Annotated in this window: 20 protein-coding genes, 1 pseudogene and 1 riboswitch; all 21 genes and pseudogenes read left to right on the top strand. The window is 39.6% G+C overall.

What is annotated here, in order from left to right; all coding sequences use genetic code 11:
• Positions 1 to 4: 4 nt before the first annotated feature.
• Positions 5 to 781 carry a flagellar hook-basal body protein gene (locus ABC255_RS03735; protein WP_412991394.1) on the top strand — a complete coding sequence of 259 codons (777 nt, stop codon included), beginning with the start codon at positions 5 to 7 and terminating at the stop codon, positions 779 to 781.
• A 137-nt stretch (positions 782 to 918) separates the two neighbouring features.
• On the top strand, positions 919 to 1,188 hold the full coding sequence (flgM, locus tag ABC255_RS03740) for a flagellar biosynthesis anti-sigma factor FlgM (RefSeq protein ID WP_412991395.1): 270 nt from the start codon (positions 919 to 921) through the stop codon (positions 1,186 to 1,188).
• On the top strand, positions 1,181 to 1,651 hold the full coding sequence (locus tag ABC255_RS03745) for a flagellar protein FlgN (protein WP_412991397.1): 471 nt from the start codon (positions 1,181 to 1,183) through the stop codon (positions 1,649 to 1,651). Before flgM ends, ABC255_RS03745 begins: the two co-directional genes overlap by 8 nt.
• A 12-nt stretch (positions 1,652 to 1,663) precedes the next feature.
• The gene (gene flgK / locus ABC255_RS03750; RefSeq protein WP_412991399.1) at positions 1,664 to 3,130 is read left to right on the top strand and encodes a flagellar hook-associated protein FlgK; all 1,467 of its coding nucleotides are present in this window, start codon (positions 1,664 to 1,666) and stop codon (positions 3,128 to 3,130) included.
• A 34-nt stretch (positions 3,131 to 3,164) separates the two neighbouring features.
• On the top strand, positions 3,165 to 4,043 hold the full coding sequence (gene flgL, locus ABC255_RS03755) for a flagellar hook-associated protein FlgL (RefSeq protein WP_412991401.1): 879 nt from the start codon (positions 3,165 to 3,167) through the stop codon (positions 4,041 to 4,043).
• A gap of 76 nt (positions 4,044 to 4,119) precedes the next feature.
• Positions 4,120 to 4,611: a PilZ domain-containing protein gene (locus ABC255_RS03760; protein WP_412991403.1), complete on the top strand. Its 492-nt coding sequence runs from the start codon at positions 4,120 to 4,122 to the stop codon at positions 4,609 to 4,611.
• 97 nt (positions 4,612 to 4,708) lie between these two features.
• A complete protein-coding gene (locus ABC255_RS03765; protein WP_412991405.1) occupies positions 4,709 to 5,977 on the top strand; it encodes a flagellin N-terminal helical domain-containing protein in 1,269 nt (422 codons plus the stop codon).
• 91 nt (positions 5,978 to 6,068) lie between these two features.
• Entirely contained in the window at positions 6,069 to 10,022 is a 3,954-nt protein-coding gene (locus ABC255_RS03770) for an OmpL47-type beta-barrel domain-containing protein (RefSeq protein WP_412998475.1), read from the top strand.
• A 198-nt stretch (positions 10,023 to 10,220) separates the two neighbouring features.
• Complete coding sequence (gene fliD / locus ABC255_RS03775; RefSeq protein WP_412991407.1) at positions 10,221 to 11,744, top strand: flagellar filament capping protein FliD; 1,524 nt, start codon at positions 10,221 to 10,223, stop codon at positions 11,742 to 11,744.
• A 3-nt stretch (positions 11,745 to 11,747) separates the two neighbouring features.
• On the top strand, positions 11,748 to 12,428 hold the full coding sequence (locus ABC255_RS03780) for a glucosaminidase domain-containing protein (protein WP_412991409.1): 681 nt from the start codon (positions 11,748 to 11,750) through the stop codon (positions 12,426 to 12,428).
• 40 nt (positions 12,429 to 12,468) lie between these two features.
• Positions 12,469 to 13,473 (top strand): flagellar hook-length control protein FliK, encoded by a 1,005-nt coding sequence (locus tag ABC255_RS03785; protein WP_412991411.1) that lies wholly within the window; start codon positions 12,469 to 12,471, stop codon positions 13,471 to 13,473.
• Positions 13,474 to 13,484: 11 nt separating this feature from the next.
• Positions 13,485 to 13,898, top strand: coding sequence for a flagellar hook capping FlgD N-terminal domain-containing protein (locus tag ABC255_RS03790; RefSeq protein WP_412991413.1), 414 nt, complete (start codon positions 13,485 to 13,487; stop codon positions 13,896 to 13,898).
• Positions 13,899 to 13,914: 16 nt separating this feature from the next.
• The gene (locus tag ABC255_RS03795) at positions 13,915 to 14,739 is read left to right on the top strand and encodes a flagellar hook-basal body complex protein (protein ID WP_412991414.1); all 825 of its coding nucleotides are present in this window, start codon (positions 13,915 to 13,917) and stop codon (positions 14,737 to 14,739) included.
• 201 nt (positions 14,740 to 14,940) lie between these two features.
• Positions 14,941 to 15,027: riboswitch (cyclic di-GMP riboswitch) on the top strand.
• A 120-nt stretch (positions 15,028 to 15,147) separates the two neighbouring features.
• On the top strand, positions 15,148 to 16,086 hold the full coding sequence (gene fliM / locus ABC255_RS03800; protein ID WP_412991416.1) for a flagellar motor switch protein FliM: 939 nt from the start codon (positions 15,148 to 15,150) through the stop codon (positions 16,084 to 16,086).
• A 76-nt stretch (positions 16,087 to 16,162) separates the two neighbouring features.
• Positions 16,163 to 16,453: pseudogene (gene fliN, locus ABC255_RS03805) on the top strand (flagellar motor switch protein FliN); the annotation flags it as partial.
• Positions 16,454 to 16,475: 22 nt separating this feature from the next.
• On the top strand, positions 16,476 to 16,835 hold the full coding sequence (locus ABC255_RS03810; protein ID WP_412991417.1) for a hypothetical protein: 360 nt from the start codon (positions 16,476 to 16,478) through the stop codon (positions 16,833 to 16,835).
• A 12-nt stretch (positions 16,836 to 16,847) separates the two neighbouring features.
• Positions 16,848 to 17,213, top strand: coding sequence for a flagellar export chaperone FliS (gene fliS, locus ABC255_RS03815; protein ID WP_412991419.1), 366 nt, complete (start codon positions 16,848 to 16,850; stop codon positions 17,211 to 17,213).
• A 30-nt stretch (positions 17,214 to 17,243) separates the two neighbouring features.
• A complete protein-coding gene (gene flgB, locus ABC255_RS03820; RefSeq protein ID WP_412991420.1) occupies positions 17,244 to 17,627 on the top strand; it encodes a flagellar basal body rod protein FlgB in 384 nt (127 codons plus the stop codon).
• Positions 17,628 to 17,635: 8 nt separating this feature from the next.
• Complete coding sequence (flgC, locus tag ABC255_RS03825) at positions 17,636 to 18,070, top strand: flagellar basal body rod protein FlgC (protein ID WP_412991422.1); 435 nt, start codon at positions 17,636 to 17,638, stop codon at positions 18,068 to 18,070.
• 12 nt (positions 18,071 to 18,082) lie between these two features.
• Complete coding sequence (gene fliE / locus ABC255_RS03830) at positions 18,083 to 18,376, top strand: flagellar hook-basal body complex protein FliE (RefSeq protein ID WP_412991424.1); 294 nt, start codon at positions 18,083 to 18,085, stop codon at positions 18,374 to 18,376.
• A gap of 32 nt (positions 18,377 to 18,408) precedes the next feature.
• On the top strand, positions 18,409 to 20,001 hold the full coding sequence (fliF, locus tag ABC255_RS03835) for a flagellar basal-body MS-ring/collar protein FliF (protein WP_412991426.1): 1,593 nt from the start codon (positions 18,409 to 18,411) through the stop codon (positions 19,999 to 20,001).
• The last annotated feature ends 5 nt before the right edge of the window (positions 20,002 to 20,006 follow it).

The raw sequence follows: 20,006 nt of genomic DNA on the forward strand, positions 1-20,006 counted from the left end.
AGCTATGAATACATCTTTATTTATTGCCTCGTCCGGTGTTCGCGCCTACCAAGGGAAGTTAGATACCATCGCAAATAATATTTCCAATGTGGAATCGACAGGCTTTAAGCGTAGAGAAACCGCTTTTAGTGAAAATCTAACCGTTTCGATTCAAAACCAAGCAGAGCAAGAAAAGGAGGTGGGACGTTTGTCTCCTCAAGGCATTCGAACTACTTTTGGATCACGTATTGCAGCTACACCATTGGATTTGACTCAAGGTGCACCTAAGCAAACGAACCAACCCTTTGATTTCATGGTTGAAGGGAACGGCTATTTCCAAGTACAACGAACAACAGGAACAACAACGGAAATCTTGTATACGAGAGGTGGGGCCTTTCAACAATCTCCCGTTGGCGGCGGTCGATTTCAACTGGTAAACGATCATGGAGACGTGCTGCTTGATCAAAATCGAAATCCAATTGAATGGAGCGCGGACAATGAATTTGTGGTAGCCGTTGACGGAACCATTATGGGGACAAACCAGCAAATTGGTTTGGTCGATTTCACCAATCCACAGCAGTTAAAGGATGATGGAGGGGTATACCGAATAACGGGCGGAACCATTAGGGCTGTAGATTCTAACTTTCAAATCAGACAAGGGTTTTTAGAATCGTCTAACGTGGATTTAAATCAGGAAATGACTGATATGATCAAAGCGCAAAGAGGCTATCAAGCGAATGCCCGTGCGCTTAGCTATGCGGATCAAATGATGGGAATTGCAAATGGGATCATGAGGTCATAACGTAATAAATACTAAACAAGCGGCGGCGGTTAAATGCTGCCGTTTCTTTTTTTGAAAAAATATGAGAAATACTCTAAACATTAAACGATAAACTGCCGATAGAAAAAGTATGGATAGAGTTAAAAGGAGCGGACTTTATGAAAATCAATCCAATTAATCGACTTGATGCGGCATATCAGGCATACCAAAAGAATAACCAGCCAAAAAGGGAAGAAGTAACAACCAAACAACAAGCTGAAAAAGTAGAATTATCAAGTGAAGCTAAACTTCAGATACAAAAAGAAAAAGATGCAAAAATTGAGCAATTGAAAAGTCAAATTGCCAATGGTACCTACAAAGTGGACAGTGAAAAGTTAGCGGATAAATTACTCTCAGCTTGGAAGTCAGGTGCCAAAATCGATGAATAACCTTACAGAAGTCTTGCAGATGTTAACTGACCTGCATATCACATTATTAGAAACGGCAAAGAAAAAGCAGGAAATCTTAATTTCTGCAGAAATTAATCCGTTACTTGGTATCATGGCGGATGAATCGAAGCTCATCAAAAAAATTAAAGAAGTAGATGAGATGAGAATGGAAGTATTAGAGCACGACAAATCCTATCTTCCCCTTTCAAAGTTAATAGAACAACAGCCAGACGGAGTCACAAAAGCAGAGTGGGAGTCAAAACTGAAATTACTTCAGCGTTTATTCGAAGAAATTGATAAGGTAAACAAACATAATCAGCAATTGATTCAGCAGTCTTTAACCTATACACAGTTCATGATCGAGCAAATGCTGCCGCAATCAAAGGATTCGGGTCTTTATAGTTCAGAAGCGGAAGCCCAAGATTCAAGAGAATATGCTCGTTTGTTTGATTTAAAAGCATAGGGGAGAAAAAAGATGTACTCAACCTTTCATGGATTAGAAATCGGGAAAAGAGCGATTTTATCCCAACAAACCGCACTTAGTACAACAGGACATAATATCGCCAATGCGAACACGAAGGGATACACGCGGCAAGAAGCTGTGCTGCAGGCTACTCTACCACTAGCCTCTCCGAATCCGAATAACGGAACGCTACCTATGCAAATGGGAACGGGTGTGGAGGTTTCGGAGTTTCGACGCATTCGCGAAAGTTATTTAGACAACCAGTTTCAGAATGAACAGCAGAAAGCTGGGTATTGGGAAGCAAAAGCAAATTCTCTCTCTCAGCTTGAAAATATTTTTAATGAACTTTCAAATTCGGGCTTAAGCAGCTCCCTCAATCGTTTTTGGCAAGGCTTGCAGGAGCTTTCAAAACAACCGGAAAGTATATCCACAAGAGTAGTTGTCGTAGCGAACGGAAAAGAAGTAGCGAGTAACTTAAATCAAATCTTTTCGGGTATTGCAGATTACGAAAAAAATTTAGCAGATCAGCTTCAAGTTAAAGCGAATGAAGTGAATGCAGCAGCAAGTGAATTAGCTACTTTAAATCAACAAATCGCACAAAATATTGGTGCTGGGAAACAACCCAATGATTTGCTTGATCGCCGCGATTTACTGCTCGATAACCTTTCTAAAATTGCTAACATCGAGGTTACTTCCACCGTTAATGGAAAGATAGATGTGTCGATTAGTGGCGTAAAGCTAGTTGAAGGTAATACAGCCAACTCATTTACTGTGAATCCGCAGGACGGCGGGGCCAGAATTGCTGGTAATCTGGTGGGATTAAAAGGCGGGGAAATCAAGGGTTTGATTGAAACACTTGGTTATATGGATGCATCTGGTACAACCATCGGACGGATTCCTGAGTTAAGAACAAGTATTAATCTTTTGGCTACGACTATAGCAGATAGCATGAATGCGATTCATGCAGGTGATAATGCAAGGAATTTGGATGATGTCCAAGCGAGAAGTGAGAATCCAAATGCTCCATTAGAAAAATTACTGTTTTTTGTCGATAAAGATGATCCGACTCAGCCTCCGAAAGATGCAGGAAATATCATCATCAATCCAGTTTTGGTTGACTACCCTGCTAAAGTAGCAGCTGCAGCGTCCGATAATATTGGTGATGGTTCTAATGCAACTTTGATGAGTGATGTGTTTTTTCAAAAAATGGATATTGGTGGGACGAACACAACCATTGGTGATTTTTATAAAAAAGTCATTGGACAATTAGGAACCGACGTTCAGGAGACACAGTTATCAAGTGAAAATGCTACGTCGATGGTTCAAATGGTAGACAATCGTAGACAGTCTGTTTCTGGAGTTTCAATTGACGAAGAAATGACAAACATGGTTCGATACCAGCAAGCCTATAATGCTGCTGCACGTTATGTGTCCGCGGTAAACGATCTACTAAATACATTGATTAATGGAATGAAGTAAAGGTCATAGATTATGACATGAAAGGAGGAGAAGGATGCGCGTTACACATCAAATGCTGAGCCAGCAATTTATCCAAAATTTAAATCGTAATAATACCTCTATGGAGAAACTTCAGGGACAAATATCCTCTGGGAAAAAGTTCGAACAGATATCGGATCAACCTGGTGACGCACTAAAAGGATTAACCTATCGTTCCTCCCTTAGTCATGTTGAGCAATTTCAAAAAAATACACAGGATGGCATCGATTGGAGCACGGCGATGGACGGGGCACTTGGGAATGTCACCGATGTTCTACATCGCGTTCGCGAGCTAACCGTAGAGGCCAGTAATGATTCTGTAAATAGCAGCGATCGAAAAAATATTGCAGTTGAAATTCGCTCCCTGATCCAGCAAGTGGGGAATATTGCGAATACAGCGTATGGCAGTGGTTACCTATTTTCGGGAACAGAACTGAATACTCAGCCATATCAAAATGATATGTTGCAACAGACGAGTGAGAACGGAAAAGAATGGAGTATCGGCCAAGGAATCAGTGTAAATGGAAAGGTTCATGCTTCTTCCGTATTTGGATTTGAAGTTGATGGGAAAAACTTATTTAAAACAATGGAGAATCTTGCACTAACATTAGAAAATGGGGAAAATCCAGGTTCATTATTGAATTCTGTAGACAAACAAATTGATAACCTGATTACGCAACGGACCATAGTCGGCACCAATCAAAATTTACTTGAACTGGCTGCCAATAAATTGGATCAAGCTCAATTTTTAAATGAAAAAATGCTGTCAAATACCGAGGATACGGATATTACTAAAGCCTTTACTGAATTGACCTTGCAAGAAACAGCTTTAAAAGCTGCGCTAACCGCTGGTGGTAAAATCATGCAGTTAAGTTTAGCTGACTTTTTACGATAAAAAATAGTTTTTCGATTTCCCCATCTTCCCTTATGAGATGGGGATGTCTTATTTCATCATTAAATGAGGGGGAAGTATGGAAACGTATTTAATTTTAATAATAGTAACTGCAGTGATCATAGTTTCTTCTATTATATATTTAGCTAGACTAAAAGAATTGAAGAAACAAAAAAAGCTAAAAAAAGAAGAGAAACAGACTAATCGAAGGGACAATTTCAGACTACGAGTGATGATCAAAAATTCAATTATGGAAGTTCTCAAAGTAGGAAGTATCGATGTGAATCGAAATAATTATTGTGAGATCGAGGATATAAGTGCAGGTGGAGCAGGAATCATCTCCTATTATGACTTTCCTTTAAAGCAGCAGGTATATGTTAGGGTTCATTTTTACCTAAATGATGAGGAATTTTCATTAGAAGGGAGAATTGTTCGAAAAATTGAGAGAATCAATAGAAGCAGTTTTTTTTATGGAATTCAATTTTTAAATCTATCTAGTAGTGATGAAAAGCGGTTGGTGAAAGAGATCTTTGCCATGGAAAACCAGCGAAGAAAAATTGCAATAAAATAAAAAGTTTTTCTATAATCCCCTCTACACTCTCTAATTCCATGTCGATATATAAAAGTAGAGAGGGAAAATATTCCTCAACTATAGGAGGGTACATAAAATGAGAATTAACACGAACGTAGCAGCACTTAACACACATCGTCAGTTAACAGCTGGATCTAATGCAGCAGCGAAAAACATGGAAAGATTGTCTTCAGGTCTTCGTATTAACCGTGCAAGTGATGATGCAGCAGGTCTAGCAATCTCTGAAAAAATGCGTGGACAAATCCGTGGATTAGAAGTGGCACAAAAGAACGCACAAAACGGTGTTTCTTTACTTCAAACAGCTGAAGGCGCATTGAACGAAACACATTCTATTTTACAACGTATGCGTGAACTTGCTGTTCAGTCTGCCAACGATACTAATACATCATCTGACCGTGTAAAGCTTCAAGCGGAGATTGACACATTAGCTGAAGAAGTAAGCCGTATCGGTTCCTCTGCGGAATTTAATGGTAAGAAACTATTAAACGGTTCATTTGACGGTACATTCCAAATTGGTGCGAACCAAGACCAAAACATGAGCCTTAAGATTGGTGATGCTCAATCATTTAGCTTAGGTGTTGCGGGGAAAGTTGGAATCGAACAAACTGACACTATTACAGAAGTTGGGACTATAACTGGGGATACACTTAAGGCTGGAACATACAGTGTTTCTGGAAGTGCTGGGAATTATGAAGTAAAGGATGAAAACGGTAAGGTTGTCGCAGCTAGTACGGATGGATTGACCTTTACTACAAAGGCATTTGATGGAACCGCTGGTGATGATAACTTTGTCTTTAGTCAAGCAGTAACATCAGGTACATTAAGCTATGATGGAACAAATGTGAAAGCAACGGCTGCTTTCGGCAACACTGGTCTTGAGGCAGGTTCATATACTTACAATGCAGGAGATAATGTTCTTTTAGATGCACACGGAGAAGTCGTAGCACGTTCTACTAACGGAATTGTATTCAAAGGAGACGAAGGTACAACAGTATTTTCATCTACCGTAGCATTAACAGACGGAGATTCACTTAAAGTAGGTGGTGCAGACATTTCAACACAAGCTGCTGCTAACACATCCATTACAGCTATCAACACAGCGATTGAAACGGTTGCTGCTGAGCGTTCGAAAATGGGTGCTGTACAAAACCGACTTGAATTTACCAATAACAGCTTAAGCACAACAGCTGAGAACTTAACATCTGCAGAATCTCGTATTCGTGATGTTGATATGGCAAAAGAAATGATGACATTCACAAAGAATAATATTCTTTCTCAAGCTGCTCAAGCGATGCTTTCTCAAGCTAACCAACAGCCTCAGGCAGTTCTTCAATTACTACGTTAACAAATAAAAAAGGAGATTTAAGGCGTCTTAAATCTCTTTTTTTTGATAAAAATTATTACTTTTATAAAAAGGAGGGTTTATATTGAAAAAAATGAGAAAGCTTTCAGCCATTATTAGTGTTTTGCTATTCATTCAACTGATACTGCCTGTTATGGGAGTTTATGCTGCAAGTTTGCAGGCACCAACGAATGTAAAAGTCTATGAACGTTACCCTGGCAGCGCTGTGGTCGAATGGGATGCCGTTTCTTACAGCTCAGGATACAAAGTGTACAGATTGGATGGTGAAACGAAAACACTGGTTGCACAGCCTACCACGAATAAGGCGTTTATATCCTTAAAAGAAGGAACATACACATTTGCTGTATCTGCGATTGTCAGCGGTCAAGAGTCACCACTTTCTGCGCCCGTTTCAATCGAAATTATTTACCCAGAAATGCAAGCACCTGGCAATATCCAATCAAAGGTTGAAAGATTCTATGATTTAACATTAACTTGGGATGCTGCAAGTTATGTCCATTATTATAAAGTCTATCAAGTAGTGAATGGAGTAAGAAAATTAGTCACGACAACGGAGAAGACGACCCAGGCGTTTACTACCTTGCCAGAAGGGCATTATGTATATGAGATAACATCATATAATAGTGTTTTTGGAGAATCCGAACAGGCAGCCCGGGTTGAAGCGGATATTGTGTATCCAGATATGGAGGCACCTGCTAATCTGAAATATACTGTAGCGAACGGTAATGACGTGACCTTAAGCTGGGATCGTTCTAACCACGCGAATAAGTATAATATTTATAAAGTTGAAGATAACAAGAGAACGCTCGTTACTTCAACGACTAATTTAAATGTGACGCTTACAAATGTACCAGAAGGAATCCATTTTTACGAAGTAACTTCCTACAGCTATACCTTTAAAGAATCAGAAAATGCTGCAGGTATCGAGGTTCCTCTTATTCATCCAGATGTACTGGTCCCTGGGAATATAAATTTATCGATAACGAATGGAAATGATGGAACCTTAACTTGGAATAAAGTCAATTATGCCACGAACTACAAGGTTTACCAAATCATTGATGGTTCAAGGGTTTTACTTACACAGACACCTTATCCGCAACTGAGTTTACCTAATATGGAAGAAGGCAACTACATTTTTGAAGTAACTGGATTTAGTGATCGTTTTGGTGAATCAGCACCTGCACGGTTGGAGCAACGAGTGATTTATCCAGATATGCAGAAACCAGAAGGATTTTCAGGCTCTGTCTTAAATGTAGATACACTTTATTTAAAATGGAACAAAGTAGAATATGCAACAGGCTATAAGTTATACCAGGTAATAAATGGTGAACGGAAATTTGTTGCTGATATTAACAATACGTATACAGCGATTAATAATTTACCAGAAGGCGATTATGTGTATGAAATCACCTCTTACAGTGATCGTTTTGGTGAATCTGCACAGGCTTCTCTAGTGGAAGCGACGATTGTTTATCCTGAAATAGAGGCACCTTATGTACAAGTATTCGTTAATCAGGAAGCTAAGTCGATTGCTCTCTGGTGGGATGTAGTGGATTATGCAACTTCATACGATATATATCAGGTGGTGGATGGTGAACGTACGTTGATTCAGCCTACACCAAATACCCGTATCGTATTTAACAATATGCCATATGGTTCTTACACCTATGAAGTTATTGCACACAGTAAGTATGGAGATTCACCTTTTTCAAACCAGGTTACTGGCAAGGTTGAACCTGTGTTAGAGGCACCAGAGGCACCAAAAGCAACAGCAAATGGTGACGATGTTATTCTTAGCTGGGAAACCGTTAAGGATGCGGATTCCTATAATGTGTATGAAGAAGTAAATGGAGAACGGGTTCTTGTTGGAAATACGAGTGATCCGGAATTATCATTGCCAGGCTTAGAATCGGGTGAACATACGTATGTTATTGTTCCGGTTTCACCAGCAGGCACAGAGTCTAGTTCATCCAGCACAGTTGTTGTCGAGGTTGGAGAAAATGATACGACCGCACCGGTAACGGAATCAAATGTAGTTGATAAGTGGAATCGCGAGGCTGTATCAGTAGAATTAACCGCAACCGATGATGTAAGCGGAGTTGCGAATACCTATTATTCTTTAAATGGTATTGATTTTGTTGAAGGTGCTAGCTTAGTAGTTAGTAAAGCTGGAGTTACTACTGTTTCATTCTACAGCGTAGATAACGCAGGAAATGTAGAAGAAGTGAAAACAGTGGAAGTGAAAATTGATGAAGCTCCTCCGGTAACTACTTCGAACGTAACGGACGAGTGGTTAAACGAGTCATACCTATTGAAACTAACGGCAACCGATGATTTTAGTGGAATTAAAGAAACATATTACTCCTTGAATGGTGCTGATTATGTTGAAGGTGCGACCGTTTTTGTAAGTGATCCAGGAGTGAATACAGTATCCTTTTTAAGCGTGGATAACGCAGGGAATGTAGAAGAAGTGAATACAGTTGAGGTGAAAATTGATTCTAAGGCACCGGAGACTGTTTCGAATGTAGAGGATGGATGGAATCAAGGAGAAGTGGCTGTTGAATTAACAGCAACCGACGATTTAAGTGGAGTCGAAAAAACCTTCTATTCTATTAACGGCACAGAATTCGTAGAAGGAACAGCCTTTACCTTTACTCAAGAAGGAGTAAATGAGGTATCTTTCTACAGCGTGGATATCGCAGGTAATGTAGAAGAAGTGAAAACAGTAGAAGTGAAAATTGATTCTAAGGCACCGGAGACTGTTTCGAATGTAGAGGATGGATGGAATCAAGGAGAAGTGGCTGTTGAATTAACAGCAACCGACGATTTAAGTGGAGTCGAAAAAACCTTCTATTCTATTAACGGCACAGAATTCGTAGAAGGAACAGCCTTTACCTTTACTCAAGAAGGAGTAAATGAGGTATCTTTCTACAGTGTGGATAACGCAGGTAATGTAGAAGAAGTAAAAACAGTAGAAGTGAAAATTGATACTGAGGCACCGGAAACCGTTTCGAATGTTACCGACCAGTGGAATCGAGCGGAGGTAGCAGTAGAATTAACAGCAACGGATGCTCTTAGTGGAGTCGCACAAACCTACTATTCTATCAACGGCACAGAATTCGTAGAAGGAACAGCATTTACAGTTACTGAAGAAGGTGTAAATGAAGTATCTTTCTACAGCGTGGATAACTCTGGCAATGTAGAAGAAGAGAAAACGGTAGAAGTGAAGATTGATACTGAAGCGCCAGAGACTATTTCGAATGTTACCGACCAGTGGAATCAAGGGGAAGTAGCAGTAGAATTAACAGCAACGGACGCACTTAGTGGCGTAGCAAAAACCTTCTATTCTATTAATGGCGCAGAATTCGTTGCAGGAACAGCATTTACAGTTACTGAAGAAGGTGTAAATGAAGTATCTTTCTACAGCGTGGATAACGCAGGTAATGTAGAAGAAGTGCAAACTGTAGAAGTGAAGATTGATAAAACGGCTCCAACGGTTTCGTTTGATATCGCAGCAGAACAGGAGCTTGGTTCAACCTTTACATTGGATTTCCTTGCAGCAGATAACCTTTCAGGTATCGCAGTTGAAGAGGTTACGGTTAACGGTAAGTCTTTTCAAAAAGGTGACCAGATTACGCTTAGCGAACCAGGTGCATACAAGCTTCTTGTTACTGTAACTGATGCTGCTGGATGGACCACTCAAGTAGAAAAGGAATTCCTAGTGAACATTCCGGCTACTCTTGAGGTATTACCGAAAGTAATTAAAGGAAATAAAGGAATCTTCACGGTAAAAGCAATATTACCTGAAGACTACCAATCTTTCTCCTTTGATATTTCTAGCGTTACGTTAAACGGTGTAGCAGCGGATCCAAAGAATAATGGATTGCAAAAGCAAGCTGAAAAAGGTCATTTTAAGTTCGAACGGGAAGACTTTGATTGGCAAAAAGGCGAAGTCACCCTTGAATTACGTGGTTATTTAGAAAATGGTACTTTAATCATTGCCAAGAAAACTGTAGAAGTAAAATAACATGATGGCCCTAGGATCCCCTAGGGCCAGTTTTGCATAGTAAATTGCTTTGCTGAGAAGGTTTATCAGAAGCAAACAATATTTCAGGATACCCCAAAAATATCAGACAAACCTTATTTTTTTACAAAAAACCCTCTATTCCTCTAAACAACCTGCCGATACTATTACAGAGATTAAATTTATATGGGGTGATTAGCAGTGAATTATTCCTCTATCACTAGGTTAACAGGGTTTGCTTCAGGAATGGATACAGACTCTATTGTTAAAAAGCTGATGAGTGCCGAGAGTATCTCGCTTAATAAACTGAAACAAAACCAACAAAAGCAAACATGGCTAAGTGATACATATCGGCAATGGAATGCGGATTTGTTAGCGTTTCGGTCGAATACTGTATTAAATATGGGTCTATCAAAATCGTATAATACGTTTGATGTCACTTCTAGCCAAGAGCATTCCGTTTCAGCCACTTCTTCAGGCACTTCCCTAGCAGGTACTTATTCTGTGGAAGTAAAGCAATTGGCTAGTTCAGCTACTTTTACTGGGGAAAAAGTATATTTAGATCCAACGAAGTCGCTTGGAAATACCGTTCAAGGTGCAGGGCAATTAACTGCAGATACTTCGATTGTAATGAATGTAAACAATGAAACGGTAACGCTTGATATTAAAACGACAGATACGATCAATGATGTAGTCGGAAAAATAAATGGTGCCAAGGATAGTACGGGGAAAAGCTTAGGACTGCAAGCTTTTTATGATCCGACCTTACAGCAATTTACGTTAAAAACAAAGGAAACAGGTGAAACCACCAAAATTGACCTAGGCATGAATACTAGTGCAGCGAGTCAATCATTTTTAAGTAACACACTTGGCCAAGATACATCAAACTTAGTTGCTACAGGACAAAATGCCAATGTCATCTTTAATGGAAATGAAATTACGACCTTAACATCAAATCATGCGACCATCATGGGAATTAATTTTTCCTTTAAAAGTCCAACCATTGGGGCAAGCACGGTTACTGTTTCACAAAACACGGACGGAGTCGTTAAAAATATAAAAGATTTTGTCGATCAATATAATGGTCTGCTAGAAAAAATAAATAAGGCTGTAAGTGATCCTGTTTATAGGGATTACCTGCCACTTTTGGAAGAGCAGAAAAGTGAGATGTCAGAGAAACAAATTGAAATGTGGGAGGAGAAAGCAAAAAGCGGTCTTCTTCGCAGTGATAGTATTTTATCTGGACTGGTTACAAAAATGCGCAGTACGATGACTTCTATTATTGATAATGGAAGTTCATACAATTCACTTTCGTCAATCGGGATTTCATCTCGAAGCTATCAGGACAAAGGAAAACTTTATGTGGACGAAACAAAATTAAGAGAGGCCATTCAAGCTGACCCTGATGCAGTTGAAAAACTGTTTTCACAACTTGGAGATCCTAGTAAAGGAACAAGTGGTGTTATTAATCAGATTTCTGAGACTTTACAGGACGGGATTAAAGAATTGACCAATAAAGCGGGTTACACCGGGAATAACCAGTATGATCAAAGTATTATAGGGAAGTTATTGTCGAATACGCAAACAGATATTGCCCGCCAAACAGTCAAGCTACAAAGTAAAGAAGAACAATACTATCGCCAATTTGCAGCAATGGAGCAAGCGATGTCTCGTCTTAATTCACAAAGCTCATGGCTATCTCAGCAAATGGGCGGGAGGATGTAGGCTATGAATATTGGATCATTGTCTAGTAATTGGTTACTTCAAAAAACTATCTTGGATACAGCGCGCCTAGGGCAAAGTAATCTTTCCAATCAATCAGGTCTTACCAGCAGTTCCTTCGAGAATTTACTTCAACAAGTTCTGTTGCAAACCGAATTGAATCAGAAATCTACTAGTAATCTAGATATTTCATCCCTGCTCCTTACTAGTTTCAATTCGTTTGTTTCTCAGCCAGAAGTGGGGACTTTGCAAACTACTTCCCTTACTCCTGCCAAAACTGGTGGCGACGATCTTAATTCCCATCTAAAGGGGGTTTTACAGAATACAGGTCACCTTTTTGAAGAGGCTGGTAAAAAGTATGACATCGATCCTGCTCTTCTGGCAGCTATTTCAATCCATGAAACGGGTAATGGATCTTCTAACGCGGCGCGCTTTAAATTAAATGTCGCAGGAATGATGGGGAAAAACGGTTTAAAATCTTATTCATCCATTGAAGAGAGCATTTTTGATATGGCTCGTAACCTCCGTCAAAACTATTTAGATAAAGGGAAATTAACCATCGCTCAAATCGGAGCCAAGTATGCACCAATCGGAGCGGCTAATGACCCAACTCAACTTAATAATCACTGGGTAACAGGTGTTCAGCGCTACTTTGATACCTTAACAATGGGGAGTAATTTGGCTTAATGGGTACCCTTTATAAAAAGGAAAGAGTAGGTGGCAGAACGTGATCCAGCTTTCAGGAATACAAATTAACGGAATTAATCAAACAGGCAAAATGGCAGCGAAAGAGGGAGAACAGGCTACTGGTTTTGAAGCGTTTTTGCAACTTATTGGGCAAATGGAAGAAAAAGATGCAGAGTCAACGGAGCTGGTTAACCAGCTGCTTTTACCGCAGCAGCATCCATTAATGGAACCTCTTCTTAAACCTATGTTAGTTGAAAATTTTCCTTCACAAGGTGAACCAATATTTTCGAAACAAGGATTCAATAATCCCGTTCTCGAATCGTTCAAAAATGATCCATCGCCACCAGCTGGGAAAATGGGAGAAATACAGCCTGATGCTGTATCCTTTTTTAAGGTAACAGAAGGAACTGAAACAATTAAAGGATTAGAAGGGTTAAATCAAATTAGTGAGGATTCAGGGCAAAGTGAATGGCAGATTGCAGTCCAACCCAATAAAAACTCTCCGGCAGAGTTCATTACCCTGAACAATCCAACGCCGACGAATCAGCCGATTATTTCAAGTGAGAACGTACTATCTACTTCTCAAACCGTACATGCTGACCAATTTGATCAAGAAATAACAAAGTTTTTCCAATCATCGATAAATGTTACTGGAATGGGAGATAGAATCGAGGCTGCATTTACTCTTACTCCTGAGCATTTAGGGAAGGTAGATGTAAAGGTAACGATTCAGGATGGACAGTTAACAGCTGAATTTCTTACCAGTACTCCTTTAGGAAAGGAATTGCTTGAATCGCATGTTCAAGTGTTACGCTCGGCACTAGAAACACAAGGATTGCAAGTCGGGAAGATTGATATTACACAGCAAACCTCTACCCAATTAAACTTTATGGGTGCGTTCTCTCAAAAGGGAGAATCGAACGGAAGGCAGGGTCAGCAGGATTCGCGAAAGCGAAGTGAACCAATTCAGCTTCCAACACAAGATGAATACCGCGATTACATAACAGACCCCGGATGGGTTTCACAAATCAATACAACCGTGTAAGGAGGGAGAAAATGACATCCATCACTACGATTAATTCCTACTCAACATCAACAACGAGCACCCAGCCAAAGCAGGAGCTGGGAAAAGAGGCATTTTTAAAAATATTGGTTACACAGCTTCAGAACCAAGATCCAACACAACCGCAAAAAGATGGGGAATTCGTCGCGCAAATGGCACAGTTAAGTGTCTTAGAACAGCTGTCCAACTTGAATAACTCGCTGACAGCATACCTGGATTCAAGCAATAACTTAAGTCAATATTCTTATGTTCTTGGCAATAACGTTACCTGGACAAATCCAGAAACCAATGTACAAGAGAGCGGAGCGGTTACAGGAATTAATTACAAGAATAATCAAGTTTACTATAAAATCGGTGACCAAGAAATTTTATCAAGTTCTATCCATTCAATGGAAATGAATCAATAAGAGGAGGAACAAACACATGCTTCGTTCATTAAATTCAGGGGTATCCGGATTAAAAGGGTTTCAAACAAAATTGGATGTGATTGGTAACAATATCGCGAATGTTAATACAGTTGGATTTAAAAAAGGCCGTGTTGTATTTGAAGATATTTTTAGTCAGACAGTTAAAGGAGCAACAGGTCCAACACAAACACCAGGTCCGAATCCAATTCCACTATCAGGTGGGACAAATCCGATTCAGGTGGGTTTGGGAATAAGAGTTGGCAGCATTGATACTCTTCACACACCGGGAAGTCCGACAACAACTAATATTGGCACCGACCTCTATCTTGATGGTGATGCTTTTTTTGTGGTTGAAGATCCGGCTCAGAAGCAGTTTTTAACAAGAGCTGGGAATTTCACATTAGACAGCAGTAATAATTTGGTCAATCAGAATGGTATGTTTGTAGTCGGCCAAGATGGGGAACCCATTAACATCCCAGATCAATACATTACGTTTTCCATTGACGCAAATGGCCGCATTATTGGTGTCAACCCGGATGGAACAAGTGAAGATTCCGGTTTGAAAATTGGAACCATAGCAGTTGACAATCCAAAGGGGTTATTGAAAGCAGGTGGGTCGTTGTATTCTTTAACACCTAATGCAGATCCAGACTCCATTGCTACTCTCCTTACAAATGGAAGCAATGCACAAATTATCTCAGGAGCACTTGAGATGTCAAATGTTGATTTATCCGAAGAATTAACCGAAATGATTACCGCCCAGCGTGGATTCCAAGCGAATTCCAAAATCATCACAGTGTCAGATCAAATATTGGAAGAATTGGTGAATTTAAAAAGATAATAGAGTAAGAGAGAGTATCAATAGTGATATTCTCTCTTTTTTTACATATTTTGATATATTTTTACAAAAAACTGTCAGCTAATGTTAAATATTTGTAAACATTCGATTTAATTCGTCATTTTATGGGGGTATTCTACAAAATATATTTGAAAAATAATAATTGTAATGTTATGCTTTTTTTGTACTTAATAATTTCTAAAAAATTGAAAAAGGCAAACCTGAGGAAACTCAGCGACGCAAAGCTATAGGGGCTAAATTGTGGAAACAGTATGCCAGCCAGTTGCCGAAATATAGATTGTCCTAATCTATTAGTTTATTTAGCTATGGACGAGACTATTTCTTCGGAATAGTCTCGTCTTTTTTTGTTGTTTTTTTTTACAGGTATTCGGAAGGGAGAGGTGTGATTGAATGGACTATCGTGTGTCAAATTCCCAAATTGGTAGTACCTCTACCAATTTGAAAGTATATGATTTTAAAAAAGCATTGCGGTTATCGATGGATCAGGTACGGGTGCTGACGAGAATCCATGAAAACTTTGCTTATCAGCTTGCATCCTTTATTTCGTCTGAGTTACGTTCATTTGTCCAAGTAGAGGTCACTAGGGTTGAACAAATGCTGTATGAGGAATTTATTAACCAGCTGCCGGACACCACGATTTTAAGTGTATTTGAATCAGGTGAACAAGGGATCCGAATGGCGATGGATTTAAAACCTGAAATGGCATTTGTAATGATTGATCGTCTTTTAGGTGGTAAAGGAACAGCAGGGGAATGGGGAAGGGCTGCCCTAACTCCCATCGAAGCCAATGTATTAAAGCGTTTGTTGGAGGGAGTTGTTCAAATCCTGCAGAAAGCTTGGAGTGATATTATGGTGCTCCCGCTGAAGTTTGTGAACATGGAAACCAATCCCCAGTTTTTGCAATTGGGTATCCCCACGGAGACGGTAATTGTTATCACGTTCCAACTATCAGTTGGAAAAGTGGAAGAAACTATGCATCTTTGTATTCCATACATATTATTAGAACCGTTTATTCCAAAGTTATCCTCCCATAATTGGTATGGACATGGAAAATGGGTCAAAAACAAGGAAGAAAGTGAATTTTTACAAGGACGGATTGAGCATTTAATTGTTCCTGTTATTACGGAGTTAGGGCGGGCGACGATTACCATGGAAGAAATCCTAGGTTTAAACGTCAATGATGTCATCCAATTAGACCAATTAGTGGATGAACCTCTGCAAGTAAGGGTAAATGAAGAATTGAAGTTCTTAGCGCACCCGGGAACGAAGAAGTCTAGAGTTGCTGTTAAGATTGAGCACTTGATAGAAGGAGAAGGCAGAAATGATTGAAAAGGGGAAACTCACACAAGATGAAATGGATGTACTTCTGGGAAACAACAAACAGAGTGTAATCAATGAATCGTTTCAGTTTACCGAGCTAGAGTCGGATGATTTTGGGCCAAACCTAGATGGAAAAATGAATTTGGACCTTCTATTAGATATTCCTTTAGAGATTGTTGTGGAGTTGGGAAGAACAAAAAAGAAGATTAGTGAAGTTCTTGAATTGACCAGTGGATCGATTGTCGAATTAGATAAGATGGCCGGCGAACCAGTGGATGTTTATGTGAACAACAAGTTGATTGCAAAAGGTGAAGTGGTGGTGATTGAAGAACACTTCGGGGTAAGAATAAAGGAAATTTGCCAATCTCCTTTATGACAGTCATTAGGGTGAGGAAAAGATGATAGAGGAAAAAGAAACACAGTTGAAGCAATATTTGGAGCTAACGAAGGCAGTATCGAAAGCTTTGCATCAAGGAGAAGAGGGAAAGGTACCTGTTTTGATTGAAAAGAGGGAAGCCTGTATTTCAACTATTAATAAGTTGGATGCGGAAGCTGGAATGGTCCTCATCAATGAAAACATTCAGGCGCAGCTCGAGGAACTTATCATTCTTGAGAAGGAAATTCAAAGCAAAATGCAACATATGATGAAAAGACTTTCACACCGTGTTCGTTACGCACAAAATGAACAATACCTTAGAAGTCAATACGAAGATTGGGTCACGGTTTCAAAGGGAGTTTTTTATGACAGTAAGAAGTAAAGGACGTGCTGAATGATGATTAATCCAAATGAAATCTACCAAAGAAATCAAATCATGATGGCAAAACCAGAAGAACTGACACTCATGCTCTATAGTGGAGGTGTAAAATTTCTGAATCAGGCAAAGCTAGCCATTGAGAAAAAGGATCCAGCGAAGGCGCATTCTTTGATTATGAAAACACAAGAAATTATTACAGAACTCATGGTGACACTAAACATGGAAATTGAAACATCCAACTCTCTTTTTTCTCTCTATGATTATATGAAACAAAGATTGATTGAAGCGAACATCACGAAAGACATCGAGATTCTTAAGGAAATAGAGGGAATGTTCCAAGAGTTAAAAACAACCTGGATACAGGCGATGAAATCATTCTAGTTTAGAAGATTTATAAAAGTGGGTGAATAGATGAATCAGATGATTGGAATTATGTCGAGAGCTTTAGATGCGTCCTCTTTACGTCAAAAGTCCATTTCAAATAATATCGCCAATGTAAATACCCCTTATTTTAAACCTACGAAGGTATCCTTTGAAGAAATGCTACAGCAAGAAGTAAAGGGACAGTTTATTGGGAACCGCACCAATTCAAGGCATGTCTTGATTGGAGAAACATCTCGTCTTCCTTCTCCTAAGCTTGAGCAGGAAAATACCGTTTTCCAAAACAGTGGTAATGGTGTGGATTTAGATTATGAAATGACGAAGCTAAGTGAAAATACCATTTGGTATCAGTCGTTAACATATGGATTGAATGAAGAGTTTAATTTACTAAAAACAGCCATTAGGGCGAGGTGATCAAAACAATGTCGATATTTCAATCTCTTTCGATTAGCGGATCGGCCTTAACCGCCAATCGTTTAAAGTTAGATGTCGTTTCCTCTAATATTGCGAATGCGAATACAACTAGAGGGCAATTTATTAACGGAGAATGGGCGCCCTATCGCCGAAAGATGGTAGAAGTGACCGCAAACCACCCCTCATCTTTTGGCGATTATCTGCAGAAAGAACTCTCTGGAGTCCAAGTAAATAAAATCGTAGAAGATACCAGCCCATTTCAGGCGGTGTATGATCCTTCGAATCCTGACAGTAATGAGCAAGGTTATGTGATGATGCCGAATGTAGATGTAACAAAAGAAATGGTCGATTTAATGGCAGCTTCACGTGCCTACGAAGCAAATGTAACTGCGTTTAATGCAGGCAAATCGATGCTGGTAAAAGCTCTTGAGATTGGAAGATAAGGTGGTAAATAGATGATGAACATATCAAGTATTCAAGCATTTACGAATAGTTTACCTACGATGAATAAGCCTCAAAGTCCAGCTGATTCTTCTTTTGGAACGTTGCTGAATCAGTATATCCAGGACGCAAATGGTGCGGTGAAAAACTTTGAATCGAAGTCATTATCGCTGGCAAAAGGGGAAGCGGTTAATTTACATGATGTCACCATCGCTGCGCAAAAAGCAAGTATTGCCGTGTCCCTAACGACACAAGTAAGGGACAAAGCGGTTGAAGCCTATCAAGAAATGATGAGAATGCAAATCTAGTAAAAATCTACAGATGAAATAGTGGAGTGAGCATGAATCAACAAATACGTGACTTTAAAGAAAAATACATATATTTTTGGAATTCGGTCAGTAAAAAAAGAAAGTTTCTATTTATTGGTATTTTTATCGCCATCATAGTGGCATTGTCTCTCTCTATCTTTTTTCTATCAAGATCTACTTATGTCCCATTATTCACTACGGAGATGAGTCAAAAGGAAATTGGCGATATCAAAGCAGAATTGGATCAAGAAGGATATACCGATTATAAACTGGATCGTAATGGGACAACAATTCTTGTGCCACAGGAAGATGTTGATAATTTATTAGTTTCATTGGCTTCAAAGGGACTCCCGGAAACGGGTACCATCAGTTTTTTTGATATGACAAAGGATTTGCAGTTTGGAGCAACTGACCGGCAGTTGGATGCAATGGAAAAAGAGGCACTTCAAGGAGAAGTAGCCGATTTGCTGCGGCATGTCGAAGGAGTGAAAAATGCTGCTGTTGTGATCACAACTCCTCAGGAAAGCTTGTTTGTCCAACCGGATGAGAAGGATCAAGCCTCAGCCTCCGCAGTCATTGAACTGGAGCCGGGATATGAATTAGAACCAAAGGAAATTCAAGTTTTATATCATTTAGTTTCAAAAAGTATTCCGAACCTGCCTAAAGAAAATATTGTTATGACGGACCAGGGCGGGCAAGGATTGGACCTGCCGGAACAATTGACTGGTGCATTAGATAATTATGAGCAGCAACGGAAGATTCAAAAAGATATTGAAGTCGATATTCAAAAGGATCTGCAACAAATGCTCGGTACGATCATGGGTCATAATAAAGTTCTTGTTAAAGCCTTTGTACGTCTTAATTTCGACCAAGTTAAGACAAGTGAGGATTTAGTAGAGCCGGCTGCTGAAAACGATGGCCTTAAAGTCAGTGTGGAAAAAATAGAGAAAACTTACAGCGGCAAAGATACGGCTGCTGGTGTTGATGGAACGGGAGAAACGGATATAGTGGCTGCTGGATATGCTGCTACGAATCCATCTCAAGAAAATAATTCAGTTGAAACAGAAGAACGTGTGAACTATGAGGTAAATCGAATCACAAATGAAATCGTACAAAGTCCATATAAAATTGAAGATTTGACCATCAATGTCGGAGTGGAACCCCCAAATCCAGAGCAGCCTGCATCCTTGACACAGGGTACGAAGGATAGTATTCAACAAATACTTTCCAATGTTGTTCGAACGGCACTAAGCTCAAATCCAGCTTTAACCAATCAAGATATCCAATCACGAATTACCGTGTTCTCTCAGGAATTTAACGGGAAAGCAGAAATGCCGAAAATAGAGGAAGAATCTAGTATCTTCCCACCAGGGGCCTGGTGGAGGTATGCCCTCATTGGTGCTGGCGGATTAGTTTTGTTAATTATCCTATTCACTTTAGTGCGACGGAGAAAATCAAAAGAGGAAGAGGACGATCCGTTTCCGATTTTTCAAGAAGCACCGGTCAAGCCTGTTGAGTTGAAGGAAGATGAAAAGGTGGCCATAAAAAAACAAGTGGAACAAATGGCAATGCAACAGCCTGAAGAATTTGTAGGACTGCTGCGAAATTGGCTTTCAAGGGATTAGGGGTA

The organism is Neobacillus canaveralius, from assembly GCF_047237705.1.
In the GTDB taxonomy this organism is placed as follows: Bacteria; Bacillota; Bacilli; order Bacillales; family Cytobacillaceae; genus Neobacillus; species Neobacillus niacini_K.

Excerpts from the sequence above, each read along its gene's own strand:
- fliE (WP_412991424.1), top strand. The coding sequence starts at position 18,083 with ATGATGAACATATCAAGTATTCAAGCATTTACGAATAGTTTACCTACG.
- ABC255_RS03810 (WP_412991417.1), top strand. The coding sequence starts at position 16,476 with ATGATAGAGGAAAAAGAAACACAGTTGAAGCAATATTTGGAGCTAACG.
- ABC255_RS03780 (WP_412991409.1), top strand. The coding sequence starts at position 11,748 with ATGAATATTGGATCATTGTCTAGTAATTGGTTACTTCAAAAAACTATC.
- flgB (WP_412991420.1), top strand. The coding sequence starts at position 17,244 with ATGAATCAGATGATTGGAATTATGTCGAGAGCTTTAGATGCGTCCTCT.
- flgK (WP_412991399.1), top strand. The coding sequence starts at position 1,664 with ATGTACTCAACCTTTCATGGATTAGAAATCGGGAAAAGAGCGATTTTA.
- ABC255_RS03790 (WP_412991413.1), top strand. The coding sequence starts at position 13,485 with ATGACATCCATCACTACGATTAATTCCTACTCAACATCAACAACGAGC.
- ABC255_RS03745 (WP_412991397.1), top strand. The coding sequence starts at position 1,181 with ATGAATAACCTTACAGAAGTCTTGCAGATGTTAACTGACCTGCATATC.
- ABC255_RS03765 (WP_412991405.1), top strand. The coding sequence starts at position 4,709 with ATGAGAATTAACACGAACGTAGCAGCACTTAACACACATCGTCAGTTA.
- ABC255_RS03795 (WP_412991414.1), top strand. The coding sequence starts at position 13,915 with ATGCTTCGTTCATTAAATTCAGGGGTATCCGGATTAAAAGGGTTTCAA.
- fliF (WP_412991426.1), top strand. The coding sequence starts at position 18,409 with ATGAATCAACAAATACGTGACTTTAAAGAAAAATACATATATTTTTGG.
- ABC255_RS03735 (WP_412991394.1), top strand. The coding sequence starts at position 5 with ATGAATACATCTTTATTTATTGCCTCGTCCGGTGTTCGCGCCTACCAA.
- fliS (WP_412991419.1), top strand. The coding sequence starts at position 16,848 with ATGATGATTAATCCAAATGAAATCTACCAAAGAAATCAAATCATGATG.
- flgL (WP_412991401.1), top strand. The coding sequence starts at position 3,165 with ATGCGCGTTACACATCAAATGCTGAGCCAGCAATTTATCCAAAATTTA.
- ABC255_RS03770 (WP_412998475.1), top strand. The coding sequence starts at position 6,069 with ATGAGAAAGCTTTCAGCCATTATTAGTGTTTTGCTATTCATTCAACTG.
- fliM (WP_412991416.1), top strand. The coding sequence starts at position 15,148 with ATGGACTATCGTGTGTCAAATTCCCAAATTGGTAGTACCTCTACCAAT.
- flgC (WP_412991422.1), top strand. The coding sequence starts at position 17,636 with ATGTCGATATTTCAATCTCTTTCGATTAGCGGATCGGCCTTAACCGCC.
- flgM (WP_412991395.1), top strand. The coding sequence starts at position 919 with ATGAAAATCAATCCAATTAATCGACTTGATGCGGCATATCAGGCATAC.
- ABC255_RS03760 (WP_412991403.1), top strand. The coding sequence starts at position 4,120 with ATGGAAACGTATTTAATTTTAATAATAGTAACTGCAGTGATCATAGTT.